Annotated in this window: 22 protein-coding genes and 1 pseudogene; 6 read left to right on the top strand and 17 right to left on the bottom strand. The window is 61.0% G+C overall.

Features of this window, described 5'->3' with window-relative positions:
• Nucleotides 1-49: 49 nt before the first annotated feature.
• The 11 genes from BK658_RS14170 to BK658_RS14120 form a co-directional block, all read right to left on the bottom strand.
• On the bottom strand, nt 50-1,087 hold the full coding sequence (locus tag BK658_RS14170) for a trans-3-hydroxy-L-proline dehydratase (protein WP_123582804.1): 1,038 nt from the start codon (nt 1,085-1,087) through the stop codon (nt 50-52).
• A gap of 27 nt (nt 1,088-1,114) precedes the next feature.
• Entirely contained in the window at nt 1,115-1,837 is a 723-nt protein-coding gene (locus BK658_RS14165; protein ID WP_103318455.1) for an amino acid ABC transporter ATP-binding protein, read from the bottom strand.
• Nucleotides 1,830-2,480 (bottom strand): amino acid ABC transporter permease, encoded by a 651-nt coding sequence (locus BK658_RS14160; RefSeq protein ID WP_123424966.1) that lies wholly within the window; start codon nt 2,478-2,480, stop codon nt 1,830-1,832. Before BK658_RS14160 ends, BK658_RS14165 begins: the two co-directional genes overlap by 8 nt.
• 9 nt (nt 2,481-2,489) lie before the next feature.
• The gene (locus BK658_RS14155; protein ID WP_123582803.1) at nt 2,490-3,155 is read right to left on the bottom strand and encodes an amino acid ABC transporter permease; all 666 of its coding nucleotides are present in this window, start codon (nt 3,153-3,155) and stop codon (nt 2,490-2,492) included.
• A gap of 95 nt (nt 3,156-3,250) precedes the next feature.
• Nucleotides 3,251-4,069 (bottom strand): ABC transporter substrate-binding protein, encoded by an 819-nt coding sequence (locus BK658_RS14150; RefSeq protein ID WP_071553362.1) that lies wholly within the window; start codon nt 4,067-4,069, stop codon nt 3,251-3,253.
• Nucleotides 4,070-4,350: 281 nt separating this feature from the next.
• Entirely contained in the window at nt 4,351-5,097 is a 747-nt protein-coding gene (locus tag BK658_RS14145) for an AraC family transcriptional regulator (RefSeq protein ID WP_185019826.1), read from the bottom strand.
• Between the two features lie 28 nt (nt 5,098-5,125).
• On the bottom strand, nt 5,126-6,394 hold the full coding sequence (locus BK658_RS14140; protein ID WP_123582802.1) for an NAD(P)/FAD-dependent oxidoreductase: 1,269 nt from the start codon (nt 6,392-6,394) through the stop codon (nt 5,126-5,128).
• Nucleotides 6,391-6,627 (bottom strand): (2Fe-2S)-binding protein, encoded by a 237-nt coding sequence (locus BK658_RS14135; RefSeq protein ID WP_123582801.1) that lies wholly within the window; start codon nt 6,625-6,627, stop codon nt 6,391-6,393. Before BK658_RS14135 ends, BK658_RS14140 begins: the two co-directional genes overlap by 4 nt.
• The gene (locus BK658_RS14130) at nt 6,624-7,739 is read right to left on the bottom strand and encodes an NAD(P)/FAD-dependent oxidoreductase (protein ID WP_123582800.1); all 1,116 of its coding nucleotides are present in this window, start codon (nt 7,737-7,739) and stop codon (nt 6,624-6,626) included. The genes BK658_RS14135 and BK658_RS14130 overlap by 4 nt, the downstream gene beginning before the upstream one ends.
• Nucleotides 7,736-8,671: a 4-hydroxyproline epimerase gene (locus BK658_RS14125; protein WP_123582799.1), complete on the bottom strand. Its 936-nt coding sequence runs from the start codon at nt 8,669-8,671 to the stop codon at nt 7,736-7,738. Before BK658_RS14125 ends, BK658_RS14130 begins: the two co-directional genes overlap by 4 nt.
• A 106-nt stretch (nt 8,672-8,777) precedes the next feature.
• Nucleotides 8,778-9,458: a GntR family transcriptional regulator gene (locus BK658_RS14120; RefSeq protein WP_123582798.1), complete on the bottom strand. Its 681-nt coding sequence runs from the start codon at nt 9,456-9,458 to the stop codon at nt 8,778-8,780.
• Nucleotides 9,459-9,659: 201 nt separating this feature from the next.
• On the opposite strand from BK658_RS14120, the gene BK658_RS14115 reads away from it, so the two are divergent.
• Nucleotides 9,660-9,947, top strand: a complete 288-nt coding sequence (locus tag BK658_RS14115) for a PA4642 family protein (RefSeq protein ID WP_123582797.1) — start codon at nt 9,660-9,662, stop codon at nt 9,945-9,947.
• Between the two features lie 79 nt (nt 9,948-10,026).
• Here BK658_RS14115 and mqo read toward each other — a convergent pair whose 3' ends face one another.
• Together mqo and BK658_RS14105 are read right to left on the bottom strand one after the other, a co-directional pair.
• Complete coding sequence (gene mqo, locus BK658_RS14110; RefSeq protein ID WP_123582796.1) at nt 10,027-11,535, bottom strand: malate dehydrogenase (quinone); 1,509 nt, start codon at nt 11,533-11,535, stop codon at nt 10,027-10,029.
• 749 nt (nt 11,536-12,284) lie between these two features.
• Nucleotides 12,285-12,509: a hypothetical protein gene (locus tag BK658_RS14105; RefSeq protein WP_123582795.1), complete on the bottom strand. Its 225-nt coding sequence runs from the start codon at nt 12,507-12,509 to the stop codon at nt 12,285-12,287.
• A gap of 182 nt (nt 12,510-12,691) precedes the next feature.
• On the opposite strand from BK658_RS14105, the gene BK658_RS14100 reads away from it, so the two are divergent.
• Nucleotides 12,692-13,276, top strand: a complete 585-nt coding sequence (locus tag BK658_RS14100) for a YajG family lipoprotein (RefSeq protein ID WP_123582794.1) — start codon at nt 12,692-12,694, stop codon at nt 13,274-13,276.
• Between the two features lie 341 nt (nt 13,277-13,617).
• Here BK658_RS14100 and BK658_RS14095 read toward each other — a convergent pair whose 3' ends face one another.
• Nucleotides 13,618-13,824, bottom strand: coding sequence for a hypothetical protein (locus BK658_RS14095; protein WP_123582793.1), 207 nt, complete (start codon nt 13,822-13,824; stop codon nt 13,618-13,620).
• 161 nt (nt 13,825-13,985) lie between these two features.
• Here BK658_RS14095 and BK658_RS14090 point away from each other — a divergent pair, with 161 nt between their 5' ends.
• The gene (locus tag BK658_RS14090) at nt 13,986-14,273 is read left to right on the top strand and encodes a hypothetical protein (RefSeq protein ID WP_185019825.1); all 288 of its coding nucleotides are present in this window, start codon (nt 13,986-13,988) and stop codon (nt 14,271-14,273) included.
• A gap of 59 nt (nt 14,274-14,332) precedes the next feature.
• Here BK658_RS14090 and BK658_RS14085 read toward each other — a convergent pair whose 3' ends face one another.
• Entirely contained in the window at nt 14,333-15,499 is a 1,167-nt protein-coding gene (locus tag BK658_RS14085) for a 1-acyl-sn-glycerol-3-phosphate acyltransferase (RefSeq protein ID WP_123582791.1), read from the bottom strand.
• A gap of 140 nt (nt 15,500-15,639) precedes the next feature.
• On the opposite strand from BK658_RS14085, the gene BK658_RS14080 reads away from it, so the two are divergent.
• Genes BK658_RS14080 through BK658_RS14070 form a run of 3 tightly spaced genes read left to right on the top strand, consistent with a single transcriptional unit; the run spans nt 15,640 to nt 16,752 of the window.
• Nucleotides 15,640-15,822, top strand: a complete 183-nt coding sequence (locus BK658_RS14080) for a CPXCG motif-containing cysteine-rich protein (protein WP_123424980.1) — start codon at nt 15,640-15,642, stop codon at nt 15,820-15,822.
• Between the two features lie 12 nt (nt 15,823-15,834).
• The gene (locus BK658_RS14075; RefSeq protein WP_054595657.1) at nt 15,835-16,095 is read left to right on the top strand and encodes a putative signal transducing protein; all 261 of its coding nucleotides are present in this window, start codon (nt 15,835-15,837) and stop codon (nt 16,093-16,095) included.
• Nucleotides 16,096-16,131: 36 nt separating this feature from the next.
• Nucleotides 16,132-16,752 (top strand): SOS response-associated peptidase, encoded by a 621-nt coding sequence (locus BK658_RS14070; protein WP_123582790.1) that lies wholly within the window; start codon nt 16,132-16,134, stop codon nt 16,750-16,752.
• A 133-nt stretch (nt 16,753-16,885) separates the two neighbouring features.
• Here BK658_RS14070 and BK658_RS30765 read toward each other — a convergent pair whose 3' ends face one another.
• Both BK658_RS30765 and BK658_RS30760 read right to left on the bottom strand, forming a co-directional pair.
• Nucleotides 16,886-17,629 carry a methyl-accepting chemotaxis protein gene (locus BK658_RS30765; RefSeq protein WP_404943181.1) on the bottom strand — a complete coding sequence of 248 codons (744 nt, stop codon included), beginning with the start codon at nt 17,627-17,629 and terminating at the stop codon, nt 16,886-16,888.
• Between the two features lie 111 nt (nt 17,630-17,740).
• Nucleotides 17,741-17,938: pseudogene (locus tag BK658_RS30760) on the bottom strand (HAMP domain-containing protein); the annotation flags it as partial.
• Nucleotides 17,939-18,255 lie beyond the last annotated feature (317 nt).

Here is an 18,255-nt window from a genome sequence, read left to right as displayed (position 1 = left end):
AGCACTGAAAGTGCCATGGGGTTCAAAAGGTTTTGCCAGGTACGGTGTTTCAAAGGGTCAGTTCGACGGGCCAGGTGTCGGACAGTCGATAACCGCCCGGCCAAGGATCGCTTGGGTCGAGCAGATGCTGATGGGTGCCGGTGATCCAGGCGCGCCCGGACAGGCAGGGGATAATCGCCGGACGACCGGCGATTTCGCTGGTGCTGTCGATCCGGCAACGAAACTCGGAACCGATGATCGAGCGCCCAATGAACACTTCACCCACTGCCAGTTGGCCTTTGGCGTGCAGCACCGCCATGCGTGCCGAACAGCCGGTGCCGCAGGGCGAGCGATCGATCTTGCCGGGACGGATCACCACCGCATTGGCGGCACTGGCCACGCCGTTGGTGCGATCGAGCGGCGCGGCGATCTGGCAGAACGAAATGTGCTCCCAGTCCGGGTTCAGCGGATGCACGAAACCCAATTGTTCATTGGCCGCTTGAGTAATCTTCAGACCGCTGGCGACCAGGTCCGCGGCTTCATCGGCGGTCAGCGAGAAGCCCAGGCGCTGGGCATCGACGATCACAAAGCTGTCGCCGCCATAGGCTGTATCGACCTGCAGCGAACCGAGGCCTTCGACTTCGATCCAGGCATCGAGTTTGTCGGCAAACGACACCACATTCCGCACCTCGACCCGCTCTGCCTTGCCGTTGCGACAGTGGGCGGTCACCTCGATCAAGCCGCCGGGCGCTTCGAGCACCAGCCGGGTCAGCGGCTCGGTCATCGGCAAAATGCCGCTGTCGAGCAGTACCGTGGCTACGCACAGCGAGTTGGAGCCGGACATCGGCGGCGTATCAGCCGGTTCCATGATGATCCACGCCATATCGGCGAGCGGGTTCCTGGACGGCACCAGCAGATTGACGTGGCGAAAGACTCCCCCGCGAGGCTCGTTCAGCACGAAGTTGCGCAGGGTCTGGTCCTTGGCGATCCAGCGCGACTGTTCCCATAGGGTCGCACCGGGCGGTGGTGCGACGCCGCCGACGATAACGTCACCGACTTCACCTTCGGCGTGGCAACTCACCACATGAATGATCTTGCTCGAACGCATGACTGTCTCCTGAGGCCTGACTGTGGGTTACAACACCGACTTCAGGAAGTCGGCGGTTTCCGCGCGTTGCGGTTGGCCGATCACCTGGTCTGGTGAACCGATTTCGTGGATCTTGCCGTCGCGAAAGAACGCCACCCGATCCGACACATCCCGGGCGAAGCGGATTTCGTGGGTTACCAGGACCATGGTCATGCCTTCCTCGGCAAGCAGGCGCATGGTGTCCAGCACTTCGCCCACCAGTTGCGGGTCGAGGGCGGAAGTGGCCTCGTCGAACAGCATGTAGTCCGGCGACATGGCCAGCGCCCGGGCAATCGCCATGCGCTGTTGCTGACCGCCGGAAAGCTTGCTCGGAAACACTTTGAGCTTGTCGCCGAGGCCCACGTGGGTCAGCTGCCGCACGGCGATTTCTTCCGCCTCCTGACGGCTTTTACCGAGCACCTTGCGCGGGGCGAGCATCACGTTTTCCATCACCGTGAGGTGCGGGAAGGCGTTCCATTGCTGGAAGACGATGCCGATTTTCTGCCGCAGCTTGTTCAGGTCGGTACCGCTGGCATGCACCGGCGTGCCGTCGACACGAATCTGCCCGCCTTGAATGGCTTCCAGGCCGTTGATGCACATCAGCAAGGTCGATTTCCCCGAGCCCGAGCCGCCGATGATCGACAGCACTTCGCCTTTGTTCACGGTCAGGTCGACACCCTTGACGACTTCCAGGTTGCCGAAGGATTTACGAACGTTCTCGATCTCAATCATTTTCCTGCCACCTCTGTTCGAGCCGCGCACCCAGACGAGCGATCACCAGGCTCATGACGTAGTAGATAAGGCCGGCCAGGGCCAGGACGAACAACGGTTCCTGGAGCCGGGTGACGATGGTTTGCGAAGCGCGCAGCAGTTCGACGATGCCGATCCAGAGCACCAGAGAGGTGTCTTTCATGACCGCCAGTGTCAGGTTGATCCAGCCCGGAAACGCCACCCGCGTGGCCATCGGCAGGACAATGTGCAGCAAGTCCTGGCGGTGACTCAGGCCCAGCGAACGGGCGGCTCGCCGCGTGCTCAACGGCACCGAGAGCACGCCGCCGCGAACGATTTCTGCGCAGTAGGCGGTGGAGTAGGCGCCGAGGATCACGCAGGCCACGGTGAACGCGCTCCAGTTCAGGCCGACGATCGACTTGAACGAGTTGAGCAACACAAACTGGATCAGCAACGGCACGCTGCGAAACACGTCCAGCACCCAGGCCAGCGGCAGGCTCAAACGCGGCAACAAGGCCCGAACCAGGCCGCACGCGACACCCAGCAACGTGCCGATCAACATCGCCCAGAACGTCAGCAACAGCGTGGTGCCGGCGCCTTGCAGCAGGTAGAGGAAGTCGCCCGAGGTAAAACTTGAGGTGTACATGCAGACCTCCTAGTACCGGAACAAACGCCAGGCCAGCAGGCGGGCGATCAACACCACCAGCTTGGCCAGGACGAAGTAGAGAACGGCGGCGATGGCGAAGAACTCGAAGGTGCGAAAGGTCTTCACGTTCAGCGCCTGGGTCACGCCGGTCAGGTCGCTGGTCAGGCCGACCACCACGCCCAGTGACGTCATCAGCAAGGCCCAGACCATTTGATTGGTCAGCGGGTAAAACACCACGCGCAGCAATTGCGGCAAGACCACCAGCCGATAAGCCTTCGGCGCGCTCATGCCCAGTGAGCGGGCTGCGCGCAATTGGGTTTCCGGCACGGCGTTGAGGCCGCCGCGAAAAGTCTCCGCCAGGTAGCCGGCGTTGTTGAAGGTGATGCCGATCAGCAACGCCAGCCATGAGCCCATGTGAATGCCAAAGGCGCCAAGGCCGAAGTACAGGATGTACACCTGAAACAGGGCTGGCGTGTTGCGTGCAATCGACACCCAACTGGCGGCCATCGTCCGCAACAGGCGCTTGTCGGACAGTTGGCCGAGGGCCAGGAACATGGCGATCAAAGTGCCGGCCAACATCGACAGCACCGCGATTTCCAGAGTGATCCGCGCGCCGTCGAGCATTTCCGGCAACGCCTGGAAGGCGGCGCGCCAATGGAAGGTGTAGTCGAACATCAAAGGAGTTCCTTGGTTTTCAACTGGTTTGGGGCCTGTGGGGGCCGGGCTTGACTGACATTCAGGGCAACCCCGTCCCCTCGGCTATCTAGTCCTTAGCGGTAAACGCCGCTGGCCGTCAGCTGTGGCGCGGTGCCGCCAACCCATTGCGCGAACAACTCCTGATACCGCCCGGAGCGCACCTGGTGGTTGACGAACAGGTTCAGGTAGTTGATCAGGCCGAACTCATTGCGCTTGGCACCCAGCGACACGTAGTCGATGTCATACGGCGCGGTGCCGGCGACGCTGAGGTTTTTGTATTTGCCGGACTTGATCAGCGACGAGGCGACCGTCGAGGTCACGGTCGTCGCGTCGATCTGCCCCTGACTCAGGGCAAGCACCGCGTCGGCCAGCGACTGGTAGGCATGGAAAGCGCCCTTGGCGTTGGCCCATTTCTTCACGTCGTTTTCCAGTGCGATGGCTTCGAACGTGCCGGCCGGGCCGCCCACCGAATGGCCCTTGAGGTCGTCGTAGGCCTTGATCCCGGCGTCGCTGCGGGTCAGCACCACCATCTGGAAGGCAAAGTAGGGAATGGTCATGCCCACGGTCTTGGCGCGTTCCAGGGTGTCGGAGGTGGAGGCAACGATCACGTCAGCGCGGCCGGAAACCAGTGCCGGGATTCGGTCCGGGAACGGGGTCTCGACAATCTCGGCTTTGACTCCGAGGGTTTTTGCCAGGTCATTGCAGTAGTCGACATCGAAGCCGGCCGGGGTGTTCTTCTCATCGCGAAAACCCATCGGGGGGAAGTCCAGGGTGACCGCGCAACGCAAGCTGCCGGACTCGATGATGTCGTCGAGTTTGTCGGCCTGGGCCTGGGCGATGAACGCGCTGCTCAGCAGGGCGGTAATGAAGACGGCGGATGCAGGATTTTTCATAAGGGGCCTCGTTGTCGGATGGTGTCGAGCGTTGGGCGGTTCTTATCAAATGTGTATTTGGGATTTCGTATACGATATTTTATATGCACTGGATATGCCAAAAACCCGCAAGCCACATCGGGTTAACCCTTCGACGGCCTGCGAGGCCCGAAACAGACGTCAGCAGCCAGCGACGCAGATTCCAGCCAAGGACATACGCGGCGAAGACGAACGCCTCGACGACGGGTGACGTGTCACAAAAGGGAGCAGGGTTTGGCGGGGTGCTCAGTAACGGGTAACAGTCAGCGATGGTTGTCGCGGTACTGCGAAGGGGACAGGCCGGTGAGCGCCTTGAACTGGCGGCTGAAGGCGCTGTGGTCGGTGTAGCCGCAACGCAGGGCGATCTCGGTGATCGGCAGTTCGCCCGACAGCAGCTGCGTGGCCGCGCCCAGGCGTGCCTTGTGAATCATCTGCCGGGGTGTCAGCTGGAAGATCCGTTTGCACAGGCGCTCCAGTTGCGCCACGGAAAAACCGCTGAGGGCGGTCAGCTCGCTCAGCGCGATGTGTTGCGCGTAATGCTCGCGGATGTGCCCGTCGACCGCCGCGAGTTTTTCGTAAGCCGGATGACTGGACTGGGGCGCGAGCAGATCGTATGAAATCCCCGCCATACCGATAATGCGGCCCTGTGTGTCGCGCAGCGCCAGTTTGTGGGTCAGGCACCAGCCAGGTTCGCGGCCAGGGTAAAGGTGCAATTCCAGCTGGTCGCTCAACGGGCTGCCGTCACTCAGTACTCGCCGATCCTGCTCGGTGTAATGTGGGCCGAAGTGCGAGGGAAACACCTGCTCAGCCGTCTTGCCGAGGAGCGCGTTGGGGTCTTTGGCGCCACAGCGCTGGGCCAGGGTCTGATTGATCAGCACGTAGCGGGCGGCGGTGTCCTTGATGAAGAACACCACGCCGGGCATGGCATCGAGCAGCGGAGTGATCAGTTGCAAACTGCCCAGCAGCTCGGGCAGGTCGCGGGGGCAGGGCAGTTGCAGGGGGAACGTCATCAGGTGGCGGCCCGCAGGGATGAGGGCCTTACTCTACGGTGACGGACGCGCCATTGGGAAGCTCGCTCAGCTGCAACAGCGTATCGATGCGCGTTGGGGAAAACGGCGGACGTGGTGCCGGTTGCGGCCAGTCGAACAGGTAACGGGTCGCTGCACCACAGACTCGCCCTTGGCAGACGCCCATGCCGCAACGGGTGTGCAGTTTGGCCTGGTTCCAGCCGGTGCAGGCCTTGAGCGCCGACAGCGCCACGTCTTCGCAACGGCAGATCAGCGTATCGGGCGTTGCCAAGTGTTTGAGTTCATCGCGCAGGGCAAAGCTGCGCCGTAACTGATCGGCGAACGTTTGCCAGCGTTGCCGTTGCGGCCAGAGCGCGCGAGCCTGCAGCACTTCGCCGACGGCCATCAGCCCGGCGATGGCACCTTCGACCAGCGCCAGCTCACTGCCACCGAAACCAGTGCATTCGCCCGCCGCATAGTGCCCGTTCAGGCTACTGAGCTGGCTGGTGTCGACGGCAATTGCGTCGTCCTTTAATTCGCAGCCCAGCGCTTGGGCCAGCTGGGTATTGGGGATCAGGCCGAAGCCGCAGGCCAGTCGCTCGCAGGGGATGTCGACGATCCGCCCCTGGCGGTTCAGGCGAACGCCTTGCAGGTGACTGTCGCCATAGGCTTCGAGGACATGACTGTCGCAGCGGTAGTGACGATCAAACAGTTGAACCGCTTGCAGGCATTTGGCCGGCCATTTTGGCAGTTGCAAGGCGAACCCGGCGACCGCACTTAGTGGCGCTTGTTCGGCAATCTGCAAAACCTGACCGCCAGCTTTTTTCGCGGTAGCGGCGCTGGCCAGCAACAGCGGACCACTACCGGCAATCACCAGCCGCTCGCCAGCCACCGGCACGCCGCCCTTGATCAGCGCTTGCAACCCGCCAGCGCCGGTGACGCCGGGCAAGGTCCAGCCAGGAAACGGCAGCAACAATTCACGGGCACCGGTGCACAGAATCAGTTGTTCGTACTCGATGATCCAGCCGTGCTCTGGGTCTTCCAGCAACAGTTTTTTGGGGCCGGCCAAGGCGACCACGCGTGTCGAGTTGAACACCTGCACGTTACCTGCCGCTGCCAATTTCTGGCGATGAGCTTGGGCACTGGTTGGCAGGTGTGCGTTAACGCCATCCCGCCAGATTTGCCCGCCGGGTGCCGGGTTGTCATCAATGATGGCGATGCGTGCGCAGCTCGGGGCGGCGGCCAAAGCTGCCGCCATGCCTGCCGGCCCTGCGCCGATAATCAGCAGCTCGACGTTCATGGTCGGGTCTCCACGCACATGCCGGTGCGGCAGGTGGTCTGGCAGGCAAGGCGGCGCTGACCGTCGATGTTCACCCGACACTCCTGGCAAACCCCCATCCCGCAAAAAGGTGCCCGGCGCTGACCGCTGACCGAAGTTCGACTGCAGCCGTCGCCTGCCAGATAGAGCAGCGCCGCAACCGTGGTGCCGGCATCGACCACTACTGTGCGGCCATCGAGATTCACTTCAATCATGCGCGTAACCCTTGTGCAGTGGACAGGAAACGCCCCGGCAGGTAAGGCGTCGGGTCGATGGCCGGAGTGGTTTTACACAGCTGCGCGGCCAACAGCTGTGCGCTGCCGGGGGCGGTGGTCACGCCCAACCCTTCATGCCCGGCCGCCAGCCACAAACCCGCTTGCTGTGGGTGTTCGCCGAGCAGCGGCAAGCCATCGGGCGTCGCGGCGCGCAGTCCGGTCCAGCTGCGGAGGGCGTTCATCCCGGCCAGTTCCGGCAAATAGTCGATTGCCCGACGCAGCATGCGCGCCAACACCGCCGGTTCGACGCTCAAGTCGGTGGTGTCGAACTGACGCGATGAGCCGAGAAAGAGTTGCCCGGTCGGGCGTGGCTGGGCATTGAAGGCCACCGAGGTGCCTTCGCTGGCGTGAGCACTGGTGACATAGCCCAGTTCGACTAACTGGTGATGGATCTTGCCGGGGTAACGGTCGGTGATCAGCAGATGACCCTTCTTCGGGCGAATCGGCAGGTCGGGGCACAGTTCGGTGGCGTGAATGCCGTTGGCCAGCACCACCGCTTCGGCGCGCAACCGCTCGCCACTGCTCAAGCGCAACTGGTTGCCGTCGACCTGCGTGACCTCCACCGTGCGCCGAGTGATCCGCCCAGCGCTTTGCTTGAGCAACCAGTGTGCTGCGTTCGGCGCGTAGAGAATGCCGTCGCCGCTGACCTTCAGTGCGCCGCTCAGGCCGGGACGGAGCATCGGTTCGGCCTTGTAGAGCGCACGCGGGTCGAGCATTTCGCAGTCGATGCCGCGGGCCTTGAGCGTCTGGCGTTTGTGCTCGGCGCCGGCCATTTCCTCGTCATTGGCGGCCAGCCACAGCGTGCCGCAATTGCGGTAGGCGCAATCGGGGTCCAGACGCGGCGCCCAGTGTCGCCAGAGTTCAATGGAGTATTGGCTCAGCGCCAGTTCGGCCGGGTTGTCATCCATCGCCACCAGGTGACCCATTCCGACCGCCGTTGCTCCGCCGCGCTGGCTGTCGAGTACCAGCACGTCGAGTCCGCGTTGCGCCAGCTCAAAGGCACAGGCACTGCCGACAATGCCGGCGCCGATGACGATAACGTCGGCATTCATGAACCGATGCCCCATACGAAGGGGTCGTCTTCCTCCAGCAACAAGTGGCTCTCGCTACTCATGTGGGCGCGACCGCGAATAGTCGGGATGATGCGTTGCTCGTCGAGCCACTCGTAGCTGGCTTCGAACTGGCTGCCAATCACACTGGCCTGGCGCCAGACTTCACCAGGCTGCAATTTCCCGTCGGCTGCCAGGCACGCCAGCTTGGCGCTGGTGCCGGTGCCGCAAGGTGAGCGGTCGTAGGCTTTGCCGGGGCAGAGAACAAAGTTGCGGCTGTCGGCCACCGGGTCGTCGGCAAACAGCTCGATGTGATCGATTTCGCCGCCGTCCTCACCACGAATGCCCTGGTTCTCCAGTGCTTCGCGGACCGCCCAGGTGTAGGCGGTCAGGGCTTCGAGGTTGTCGCTGGCGATGTGTTGGCCATGGTCGGCGATCAGGAAAAACCAGTTGCCGCCCCAGGCGATGTCACCGCTGACGGCGCCGTAACCCGGCAGTGCCAGCTGCACGGCCTTGCGGTAGCGATAGGCCGGGACATTGCGCACGCTGACCGAGCGATCCTCATGCAAGGTCGCCTCGACCGTGCCGACCGGGGTTTCGATCCGGTGCACGCCGGGCTCGATGTGTTTGAGATACGCCAGCGAGGCCACCAGGCCAATGGTGCCGTGACCGCACATACCGAGGTAACCGCTGTTGTTGAAGAAAATCACCCCGGCGCAGGCGCCGGGATCCTGCGGCTCGCAGAGCAGGGCGCCGACCAGCACATCGCTGCCGCGCGGTTCAAGTACCGTGGCGGCGCGCCAGTGGTCGTACTCCTCGGCAAGGCGGCGCTTGCGTTCGGCCATGGAGCCGCTGCCCAATTCCGGGAAACCGGTGATGACCAGGCGTGTCGGTTCACCACCAGTATGAGAGTCGAGGACGTGGATACGTTTCATGAAGGGCGCTACCTTGCACAGGAAATGTCTGTGCAAGACTGGCGTTTGAGGCGCGGGATGGCTTGAGGGTTTTAACCGTTACCGATGACGAAATCGGCACACTCGATCAGATCCGCGCGGGGGCATTGGGCAGGTGTTCATAGAGTGTGCGGCACACGCCAATGATGTGTTGCTCGATCAGTTCGGCGGCTTTGTCGGCGTCACCGGCCCGGCACGCGGCGATAATGTCACGGTGTTCGTGGTCTGCACGGTCCTTGCCTTCGGAAAAGCTCATCTGCATGCGCAGGTAGCGTTCGACCTTGTCGTGAATCGAGCGGATCAGGTTGAGCAGGAACGGCCGCTGCGCCGGCTCGTAGAGGCAGGCGTGCAGTGCCCAGTTCAACTCGGCCCAGCGCCCGATGTTGTTTTCGTCGAGGAACTCGGCACAAATACTGTCGGCGCGGGCGAACGTGGCTTCGGTCATGTTCGGCACGGCCAGGCGAATCGCCTGGACCTCGAGCAGCACCCGGACTTCAAAGATCTGCGCCAGCTCGGGCTCGGAAATCTTCGTCACCACCGCGCCCTTGTTACGCTGAAACTGCACCAGGCCTTCCGCCTCAAGGCGTTTGAGCGCCTCGCGCACTGGGATCTTGCTGACGTTGAACAAGCGGGCGATGTCGTCCTGACGGATCGGTTCGTCTTCGGCAAAGTGACCGCCGATGATGGCCTCGCGCAGATGCTTGACGATGACTTCCGAAGCCGAAGGCACAATCCCCAGATTGGGGGCATTGAAGCTGGGTAGAGGCACGTGAATGAATCCCGGCAGGCGTGATGGCGAATATTGTATACGAGCGCGTCAGCGCACCAAGCGCTTTTCCGCCAGGCGCATTGTCCGGGTGCACTTGCATACCGGTGTCGGGCGCACGCATTGAGTGCTGGTCGTTGAGGCTTGGGGCGAGGCGGGGGTAAACTGCCCGCCCCGTGAGATGTCTGCGAGCTGGAGTCGGCAATGCGTAAAGATAAGAAACAGGTGATTGGTGACGAGATCGGCGATGCGCAGATCAAATTGTTCCTCGATTTTGAACCGGTCGACGCGACATCACCGTCCCTGCACAAACTGATCAAGGCCTACCGTGGCCTGCGTATCGACGATTTCGAGCGTTTCCTGGCGTTCTTCGTCGAGGCCGGTTACGACCTGGACGGGAAGGACGAGCACGGCAAGGACTTCGTTGCCCTGATCCAGGATCAGCGTAATGCCGCCGACTACATCGAGTTGATCAACAAGGCTCGCGGCTAAGATCTTTTAAAACCATAAAAAAACGCCCCGCTCTCAACGAGAACGGGGCGTTTTCTTTTTTGGAGGAAGGGGGCGAGCATCAAGCGAAGCTTGGGGTCTCGCTGCTTTCTTCAACCAGTTCCAGCGCGATGTTGTTCTGCGCGTTGATCTTGCGATACAGCGCAGCATCGGTTTCCAGGACTTTTTCCCGGGCCGGGAAGATTTCGGCCAGCTTGGCTGCCCACTCACCCTTGGCTTTGTTCGGGAAGCACTTTTCGATCAGCTCAAGCATGATCGACACCGTGACCGACGCGCCTGGCGAGGCACCGAGCAGCGCGGCAAGGGATCCGTCCTTGGCGGCAACCAGTTCGGTACCGAACTGCAGGATGCCGCCTTTTTTCGGGTCTTTCTTGATGATCTGCACGCGCTGGCCAGCGACTTCCAGGCGCCAGTCTTCAGCCTTGGCTTGAGGGTAGAAGCGACGCAGCGATTCCAGGCGTTGTTCCATCGACTGCATCACTTCGCTGACCAGGTATTTGGTCAGGTCCATGTTGTTTTTTGCCACGGCCAGCATCGGGCCGATGTTACCGGCGCGAACCGACATCGGCAGGTCCATGAACGAACCGTGCTTGAGGAACTTGGTGGTGAAACCGGCGTAAGGTCCGAACAGCAGGGACTTCTGGCCATCGACGACGCGGGTGTCCAGGTGCGGCACCGACATCGGTGGCGAACCCACCGCTGCCTGGCTGTAGACCTTGGCCTGGTGGTGTTTGACCACTTCCGGGTTGTCGCAACGCAGCCATTGGCCGCTGATCGGGAAACCGCCGAAACCTTTGCTTTCTTCGATGCCTGAAGCCTGCAAAAGCGGCAAGGCCGCGCCGCCGGCACCGAGGAAGACGAATTTGGCATCGACGTCACGGCTGTTGCCGCTGTTGACGTCCTTGATGCTGACGGTCCAGCCGTTACCGTTACGCTTGAGACCGGTCACGCGCTTGCAGTACTTGACCTGGGCATCGGGTGCGCTGGTCAGGTGCTTGAGCAGTTGATTGGTCAGGGCGCCGAAGTTGACGTCGGTGCCGTTCATCACACGGGTTGCTGCGATGACTTCGTCGGCCGGACGACCAGGCATCATCAATGGCATCCATTCGGCCATTTTTGCCTTGTCTTCGGTGTACTCCATCTCGGTGAAGGCGTGGTGCTTGCTCAGCACCTTGAAACGTTCCTTGAGGAACGAAACGCCTGCCTCACCTTGTACGAAGCTCAGGTGCGGGACCGGGCTGATGAAGGATTTCGACGAGCCGAAGGTGCCTTTTCGGGTCAGGTAGGACCAGAACTGCTTCGACACCTCGAACTGAGTGTTGATGTGCACGGCTTTCTTGATGTCGACGCTGCCGTCAGCGGCCTGTGGCGTGTAGTTCAGCTCACATAGCCCGGCGTGACCGGTACCGGCGTTGTTCCACGGGTTGGAACTCTCCGCGGCACCGGAATCCATCAGCTCGACGACTTCCAGCTTGATCGCGGGGTCGAGCTCTTTGAGCAATACAGCAAGGGTGGCACTCATGATGCCGGCCCCAACCAGTACTACGTCGACTGCTTCGTTATGCGCCATTTAACGCGTCTCCAAAATCTGCAGCACCAAATTGTCGGCATAGCTGCCAGGAGTTACGGGGCATGCTCTGTAGAGCCCCGGGTCACCCATGGCCAGGATCGCCATGTCCGAATCTTCGCAATTTTTTGCAACTTCGACAGACGCTACCTACCGGGCTCAGGGTTCCTATGAACTCACTTCAGCGCGCGGGAGGCAATTCGACTTATGGTCGATACGTCTGTTTGTGCAACCAAATCCGTAGTGGACAGGCTTCAGGCTCCAGTTCTTGAGGAGTACTCGGTCCTGTGTCGTTGGGCTGTTGTAGACGCTAATGGTGCATATTCAGACGCAAAACTATTCATTTGCTCGCCACACTCTTGTGAAGTTGTGAAAACCCGTTTTTTTCACGCTCTTTTGAAGACGTGAACCTCAAAAAAGGGCTGTCCCAGCCTGGCACCGTGTCCGCACGGATTGCCGCCATGGGATACAGGGCAGGCAAAACGGGCAAACAGCTCAGTGACCGAGCGTAACGACAGCTCTGGCAGATTCGCGAAAAGTGGTGGTTTGCAGGATAAACAGCAAGCTCGCCAGCTTCACTCGATCTGTGTGGGCGGCTCTCTGTGGGCGGTGCGGGGTGTCAATACAAGCGCATTGACGATGCTGCGAGGCCCGATCAGGAGACGTCCTTATAATCGGGGGGAGATTGTAGCGAAGAAACGCAGGGAAATGGTCGTGTTTAATGACTTTTATTAGCCGTTCGGTCAGGTGGGCTACACGGCATGCAACCGTGCCGGAGCAATGTGCGGGCTCAGACGGGCGCTGGCCGGCAGTGGCTGGTGCAACCAGTTGAGACGAATCTCTTCGATTTCCACCCAACCATCGCCCTCTGGCGGCACGCGACAGTGCTTGAACGCCAGGCAGCATTGATTGCTGTCGAGCTGGGCGAAGTAGCGATATTTGCGGCGTGGAGCAAACAGCGACCAAAGAAATTGCATGGCAATGCCCTCGAGGTGAGACGGCCTTGAAGTTAGCAGTGTGGCATGACACTGGCGTTACGGAGCACCCGATACACGTGACATTGCATATCTCTTCAGCAAGTGTTCAGGGTTGCTGGTTCGAAGGTGCTGCCCCCCGCTATACTGCGGGTCTGTCTGTATTTGTATCTGGAGAGTAGCGCATGTTGCAACGCCTGTTGTTCGGTTTGATCACTGTGACCAGCTTGACCCTGGTTGGCTGCGCCAACAGCCCGCAACAACTAGCCCCGGAGCCGAAACTGACGACTCAGTTGGCGCCGGTCGGGCATGGTCAGCCGGTGGTGGTGAGGGTGGTCGATGGCCGTCCGTCGCCAACCTTGGGCACCCGTGGTGGCCTGTACCCTGAAACCAGTGCAATCACGGTGCAAGGTGCGCAAATCCTGCCGAAATTGCAGGCTCAGGCCGAAGCGGCTGTGCGTTTGTTGGGTTTCACGCCAACACCTAATGGTTACAACGCGCCGCAGTTGACGGTGACGCTGGCAGAACTGACGTATCAGTCGCCCAAAGAAGGCATGTATGTGACTGAGGCGACTATTGGCGCGGCTTTCCGCTCTGATGTGCAGAATGCCAACCATCGTTACAGTGGCCGTTATGCGGCGTCGCTGAATCAGCGTTTTGGTATGGCGCCGAATCAGGAAACCAACACCAAGCTGGTGAGCGATGTGTTGAGCGATGCGTTGACCCGGTTGTTCAAGGATCCGACGGTGGGTCAGATGCTCGGCCAATAACGGTTCGTTGTCTTCAAGAAGCCTGGCGCCAGTGATGGCACCGGGTTTTTTTGTGCCTGCCGGTTTTTGGGGGGAGGCTTTCTGTGGGAGCGAGCCTGCTCGCGATGGCGCCCTGACAGCCGACCAATCTCCCGCAGATGTACACCAATCAAAACTGTGGGAGCTGGCTTGCCTGCGATGTCGGCCCGACAGCCGACCAATCTCTTGCAGGTGTACATATCCATTTCTGCGATGATGGCCGCAGGTTGACGGACAGGCTCAGGGCGTGAAGGGGCGGGTGGATCAAGATCAACAGCACGGCGGCCTGACAGCCGGCCTGAGTGGTGGGGGTACCGCGGCCTCTAGGCGGCTTCCACATAAAAATCCAGCATGCTCACGCCGGTCAACAGGTCGGTTTCCGGCAGGTCGACATGTTGGTGGCCGCCCAGGGCGCAGTAGACGAGCCAGTGGCGGTCCTGGACGTTGAAGGCGAGGCTGCCGACGAGGTTTTGTTGTTCGTCGCTGGGGGTGATGAGGTAGAGGCGATCCTGGTTTTCTGCGTGCAGCATGACAGGCTCCGTGTCGGTTTCGAGGGGCGACAGACTGGCTTGTTAAGGTGACGTTCAGGTGACAGTGCGCATTAGTCAGTAAATTACCGGTCACTGGAGTGCAAAGCGCGGGGCGTAAAAAGCGTCTGGCCACAAGTGCTGTTTTTTACGTGAGGGGCATGATGTCGCTGCATATGAGCTGGTCTGCTGTCAGCGCTCATCCCGGGAGCCTGATGAATCTTTTTGCGTTGTTGATCGCCTTGCCCGGTGCCTGGCTGTTGCACGTGACCCGTCGCCGCGAACGGCTGGCGCTGAAGAACCTGGAGGCACAAAGCGCGGTGCGGGCGATTGATGAACCGCTGCTGTTTCTGGATATCGCGACGCTGCGTCTGAACCGGTTTTGCTACCGTTTCGGCTTTGCCTGCCTGGCCTTGGCGCTACTGCTGTCGTGGATCAGCCGGCATTTTTGAGGTTCGCATCGCACATGAAAACGGCGCTCTGAGGCGCCGTTTTTGTATTCATCGAAACCTTACAGCGGCAAACCCGCTTTGACACGGTACTGATTGCGCACCGGTGTTGCGTATTGCAGCACCAGGAACGGCCGATGTTCCTCGGGGCAGGCATCGAGGCGGCTTTGCCACTCTTGCTGGGCTTTGGCCAGTTCCTCGGCCGGGAACAGTGTGGCTGCGCTCGGCACCTGCAGTTGCGGGTCGGCGTCGCTCCATTGGGCGTACGCCAGATAGTGCACCGGGAACAACCGGTAACCGCCGAGGATCTGCCGGTCCATCTCGATTGCCAGTTGTTTGGTGTCTTCGAACAGTTCGCTGATCGGTGCCGCGAAGTTCACGTGGACCCGGCCTTTGTAGCCGGTGATGCCTTTGGCGATGCTCGCATCGTCCTCGCCGGGCACCTTGGTGTAGCTGCCGGTGGTGGCGCGGATGTACAGCTCGCGGGCCTTGGCCTGATCGCACGGGTCGTACTCGTAGCTGATCGACACCGGCGTCAGGTTCAGCGACTTGATGACCTCGCCAAACGGCTCGTCCTTACGGCTCATGTGGAACATCTTGAGGATCGCCGACTCGGTACGGTCGTCACCGTCCTTGGCGCGGCCTTCGGCCTGGGCGATCCAGATCGACTGGCAGTCGTTGAGGATCGAGTGATTGATGTAGGCCGAGAGCAACTGATACGCCGCCATCTTCTCGCGACGACCGCTGATGGAGCGGTGCACGATAAAGCTCTTGTTCAGGCGCATCAGATCGCTGACGAAGGGCTTTTGCAGCAGGTTGTCACCAATCGCGATGCGCGGTGTCGGCAGGCCGGCGTGGTAGATCGCGTAGTTGACGAAGGCCGGGTCCATCACGATGTCGCGGTGGTTGGCCAGAAACAGATAAGCGCTGCCGGACTTGAATTGTTCAACCCCGGTGTAGGTCACGCCGTCGGTGGCCCGCTCGATGGTGTGGTCGACATAAAACTCGACCTTGTCCTGCAAGGTCGCAACCGATGAGATGCCGGCAAACTCACGGCGTAGCCGATAAGCTATAAGTGGTTTGAGCATCCAGCCAAAAGCACCGGCAAAACGCGGGAAGCGGAAGTGGGTGAGGATATCTAGAAACGCCTTGTCGCCCAGCAACCGTGCCAGCACCGCTGGGACTTCGCTGTCGTCGTAAGGTCGGATGGCATCGAATTCGCCCATCATGCTCTCTTGTTAGAAACGGCTAGGGTAAGTAATGGATTAGATCGATTACGGCAGGAGTACAGTCTGAAAAATACGCTCAAACAAAAATGGCCCTGCAAATAGACCGGCGATTATACGCACAAGTCACTTGGGAGACCGCGATGCTGGAAACCGAGCGCTACGAATGTCCTTATTGTGGTGAAGAGTCAGAGGCGGTTCTGGATTTGTCGGGAGGGGATCAGACGTATATCGAAGATTGCCCCGTGTGTTGTCGGCCGATCAAATTTACTCTGCAGACCGATGGTCATGAATGGATGCTCGAGGTTCACAGCGAAAACGAGTGAAGGGTGGCTTCTATGCAGCGTATCTACGAACCGGAAAACCTGATGGAAGGCGAGTTGCTGCAAGGAATGCTGGCCAGCGAAGGGGTCGAGGCGCATCTGGTGGGGCGTGATCTGCTGGGCGGTGCGGGCGAGTTGCCGGTGTTCGGGCTGCTTGGACTGGCGGTGGATAACGATCAGGCGCAATACGCGCGCGAGTTGATCGCTGCGTACAATGCCGCGCTGCCGATGCCCGGCGACGAACCGGATAGCTTTCCCGACGTCCTGGTCTGTTAGGCTGGCGTCCGTTTTTGTTCAGAGTCGTGTTGCCCCATGTGTGGACGTTTTGCCCTGTTTCGTTGGAACCCCGCGTTCGCGGCCTTGCCCGGCTTCCCGGCCGATCAGCAGGCGCAGTGGAATATTTCGCCCAATGATTCGGTGCTGATCCTGCGCGCCGAGGCGGGGCAGCGCACGCTGGCCCGCGCGCGTTGGGGGCTGACGCCACCGTGGCTGACCGATCTGTCGAAGACTCCGGCCCATGCCCGGGCAGAGACCGTCGCCGAGCAACCGATGTTTCGCGAAGCTTTCCGTCAGCGTCGTTGCCTGCTGCCGGCCAACGGCTTCTATGAATGGCGTGGCACCACTCGTAAACGCCCGTACTGGCTGACGCCGGGCGAGGGCTCGGCGCTGTTTTTTGCGGCGATCTGGGAAGCGTATCCGGTGCAGGAACAGGTGTGGCTGAGCACGGCGGTGGTGACTCAGGCCGCCTCGAATCAGCGTCGCCCGCTGATTCTCGATGCCGCCGGTCAAGAGGCCTGGCTCAACCCCGAAGCCCCGTTGCACACCTTGCAGGCGCTGCTCGCCAGCGAACCTGCCGCCTTGCGCGAGCGAGTGCTGGCGAACCTGGTGAATGATCCGAAACTCAATGCGCCGGAATGCCTGACGCCGGGTTGACTGCGCGCTTCTGATCGTTCCCACGCTCTGCGTGGGAATGCATCCCGTGACGCTCTGCGTCACATCCAGAGCAGACGCAGAGCGTCTGTGGCGGCATTCCCACGCGGGAGCGTGGGAACGATCATTCTTGCCTTTAGACCTTGAACTGATTGATCAACCGCCGCTGCTGCTCGGCCAGTTTGGTCAGGTCGGCGCTGGCCGCGCTTGACTCATCCGCGCCGCCTGCGACTTCGTTGGCCACCTGACCGATGTTGATTACGTTGCGGTTGATGTCATCGGCGACCGCGCTTTGCTCTTCGGCGGCGCTGGCGATCTGGGTGTTCATGTCGTTGATTACCGACACCGCCTGAGTGATGGTCTCCAGCGCCTGCGCCGCCTTAGCCGCGTGCTGCACGCTTTCGTCGGTCTTGTTCTGGCTGTCTTCCATCACCCGCACCACGTCGCGGGTGCCTTGCTGCAACTGCTGAATCATCGACTGGATTTCTTCAGTCGCCTGCTGGGTTTTCTGCGCCAGGTTGCGCACTTCATCGGCCACCACTGCAAACCCCCGGCCTTGCTCACCGGCACGTGCGGCCTCAATGGCCGCGTTCAGCGCCAACAAATTGGTCTGTTCGGCAATCCCGCGAATGGCGATCAGGATCGCGTTGATGTTCTCGCTGTCCTTGGCCAGGGTTTGCACCACGCCGACTGCTTTACCAATTTCCACCGCGAGGATGCCAATCGAGGTCGAGGTGTCGCGCACGATTTGCATGCCTTGGGCGGCGGCCTGATCCGCATGGCTGGCGGCTTGGGCGGCCTGGGTCGCGTTGCGGGCCACGTCCTGGGCGGTGGCGGTCATTTCCTGCACCGCGGTGGCCACCTGATCGATCTCGGCCATTTGCTTGTGTACGCCGAGGTTGGTGCGAATGGCGATGTCGGCGGTGTGTTCGGACGAATCGCTGACACTCTGCACCGAGGTCACCACTTGGGTGATCATCGCCTGCAACTTGGTGAGGAAGGTATTGAAGCCCTTGGCGATCGAACCGAGTTCGTCGGCGCGGTCGCTGCTCAGGCGGCGCGTCAGGTCGCCTTCGCCCTGGGCGATGTCATCGAGCATCGCGACCATCTGCTTCAGCGGTCGGGCAATGCCGTGGCCCACCAGCCAGATCACCAGCAAGCCCAGGCCGGCAATCACCAGGCCGACCATGGCCATGCCAAAGGTGTCGGCCTTGCGCTGGGTGTTCAGGTCGCCCTGCAGTTGTTGCAGGTCAGCCATGACCGCGTTCAGCGGCAATTGCAGCAGCAGGGTCCAGCGCGCATCGGTCTGGCCAATACCGAATGGCAGGTACAGCTCGATCCTGCCATTGGCCTTGTCGACGTTATAGGTCACTTCGCCGCGATTGAGCTTGCCGAGGTTGGCCACCTGAGTGGCGTCGAGGATATCGCTGACCTTTTCGCCGAACTTGCTCGGGTCCTTGGTGTAGGCGACCAAACGCTGATTGCCACCAATCAGGGCCATTTCAC

The sequence above is a fragment of the Pseudomonas brassicacearum genome (assembly GCF_003732175.1).
GTDB classification, from domain to species: Bacteria; Pseudomonadota; Gammaproteobacteria; order Pseudomonadales; family Pseudomonadaceae; genus Aquipseudomonas; species Aquipseudomonas brassicacearum_G.
This window is presented reverse-complemented; position numbering and strand designations above follow the sequence as displayed.

Bases quoted from the DNA above. Each gene is read 5' to 3' on its own strand.
- BK658_RS14095 (WP_123582793.1), bottom strand. From the start codon at position 13,824: ATGCTGCACGCAGAAAACCAGGATCGCCTCTACCTCATCACCCCCAGC.
- BK658_RS14160 (WP_123424966.1), bottom strand. From the start codon at position 2,480: ATGTACACCTCAAGTTTTACCTCGGGCGACTTCCTCTACCTGCTGCAA.
- BK658_RS14155 (WP_123582803.1), bottom strand. From the start codon at position 3,155: ATGTTCGACTACACCTTCCATTGGCGCGCCGCCTTCCAGGCGTTGCCG.
- BK658_RS14150 (WP_071553362.1), bottom strand. From the start codon at position 4,069: ATGAAAAATCCTGCATCCGCCGTCTTCATTACCGCCCTGCTGAGCAGC.
- BK658_RS14100 (WP_123582794.1), top strand. From the start codon at position 12,692: ATGTTGCAACGCCTGTTGTTCGGTTTGATCACTGTGACCAGCTTGACC.
- BK658_RS14130 (WP_123582800.1), bottom strand. From the start codon at position 7,739: ATGAATGCCGACGTTATCGTCATCGGCGCCGGCATTGTCGGCAGTGCC.
- BK658_RS14085 (WP_123582791.1), bottom strand. From the start codon at position 15,499: ATGATGGGCGAATTCGATGCCATCCGACCTTACGACGACAGCGAAGTC.
- BK658_RS14090 (WP_185019825.1), top strand. From the start codon at position 13,986: ATGTCGCTGCATATGAGCTGGTCTGCTGTCAGCGCTCATCCCGGGAGC.
- BK658_RS30765 (WP_404943181.1), bottom strand. From the start codon at position 17,629: ATGGCCGAGATCGATCAGGTGGCCACCGCGGTGCAGGAAATGACCGCC.
- BK658_RS14105 (WP_123582795.1), bottom strand. From the start codon at position 12,509: ATGCAATTTCTTTGGTCGCTGTTTGCTCCACGCCGCAAATATCGCTAC.
- BK658_RS14075 (WP_054595657.1), top strand. From the start codon at position 15,835: ATGCAGCGTATCTACGAACCGGAAAACCTGATGGAAGGCGAGTTGCTG.
- mqo (WP_123582796.1), bottom strand. From the start codon at position 11,535: ATGGCGCATAACGAAGCAGTCGACGTAGTACTGGTTGGGGCCGGCATC.
- BK658_RS14170 (WP_123582804.1), bottom strand. From the start codon at position 1,087: ATGCGTTCGAGCAAGATCATTCATGTGGTGAGTTGCCACGCCGAAGGT.
- BK658_RS14135 (WP_123582801.1), bottom strand. From the start codon at position 6,627: ATGATTGAAGTGAATCTCGATGGCCGCACAGTAGTGGTCGATGCCGGC.
- BK658_RS14070 (WP_123582790.1), top strand. From the start codon at position 16,132: ATGTGTGGACGTTTTGCCCTGTTTCGTTGGAACCCCGCGTTCGCGGCC.
- BK658_RS14115 (WP_123582797.1), top strand. From the start codon at position 9,660: ATGCGTAAAGATAAGAAACAGGTGATTGGTGACGAGATCGGCGATGCG.
- BK658_RS14165 (WP_103318455.1), bottom strand. From the start codon at position 1,837: ATGATTGAGATCGAGAACGTTCGTAAATCCTTCGGCAACCTGGAAGTC.
- BK658_RS14140 (WP_123582802.1), bottom strand. From the start codon at position 6,394: ATGAACGTCGAGCTGCTGATTATCGGCGCAGGGCCGGCAGGCATGGCG.
- BK658_RS14145 (WP_185019826.1), bottom strand. From the start codon at position 5,097: ATGACGTTCCCCCTGCAACTGCCCTGCCCCCGCGACCTGCCCGAGCTG.
- BK658_RS14080 (WP_123424980.1), top strand. From the start codon at position 15,640: ATGCTGGAAACCGAGCGCTACGAATGTCCTTATTGTGGTGAAGAGTCA.
- BK658_RS14125 (WP_123582799.1), bottom strand. From the start codon at position 8,671: ATGAAACGTATCCACGTCCTCGACTCTCATACTGGTGGTGAACCGACA.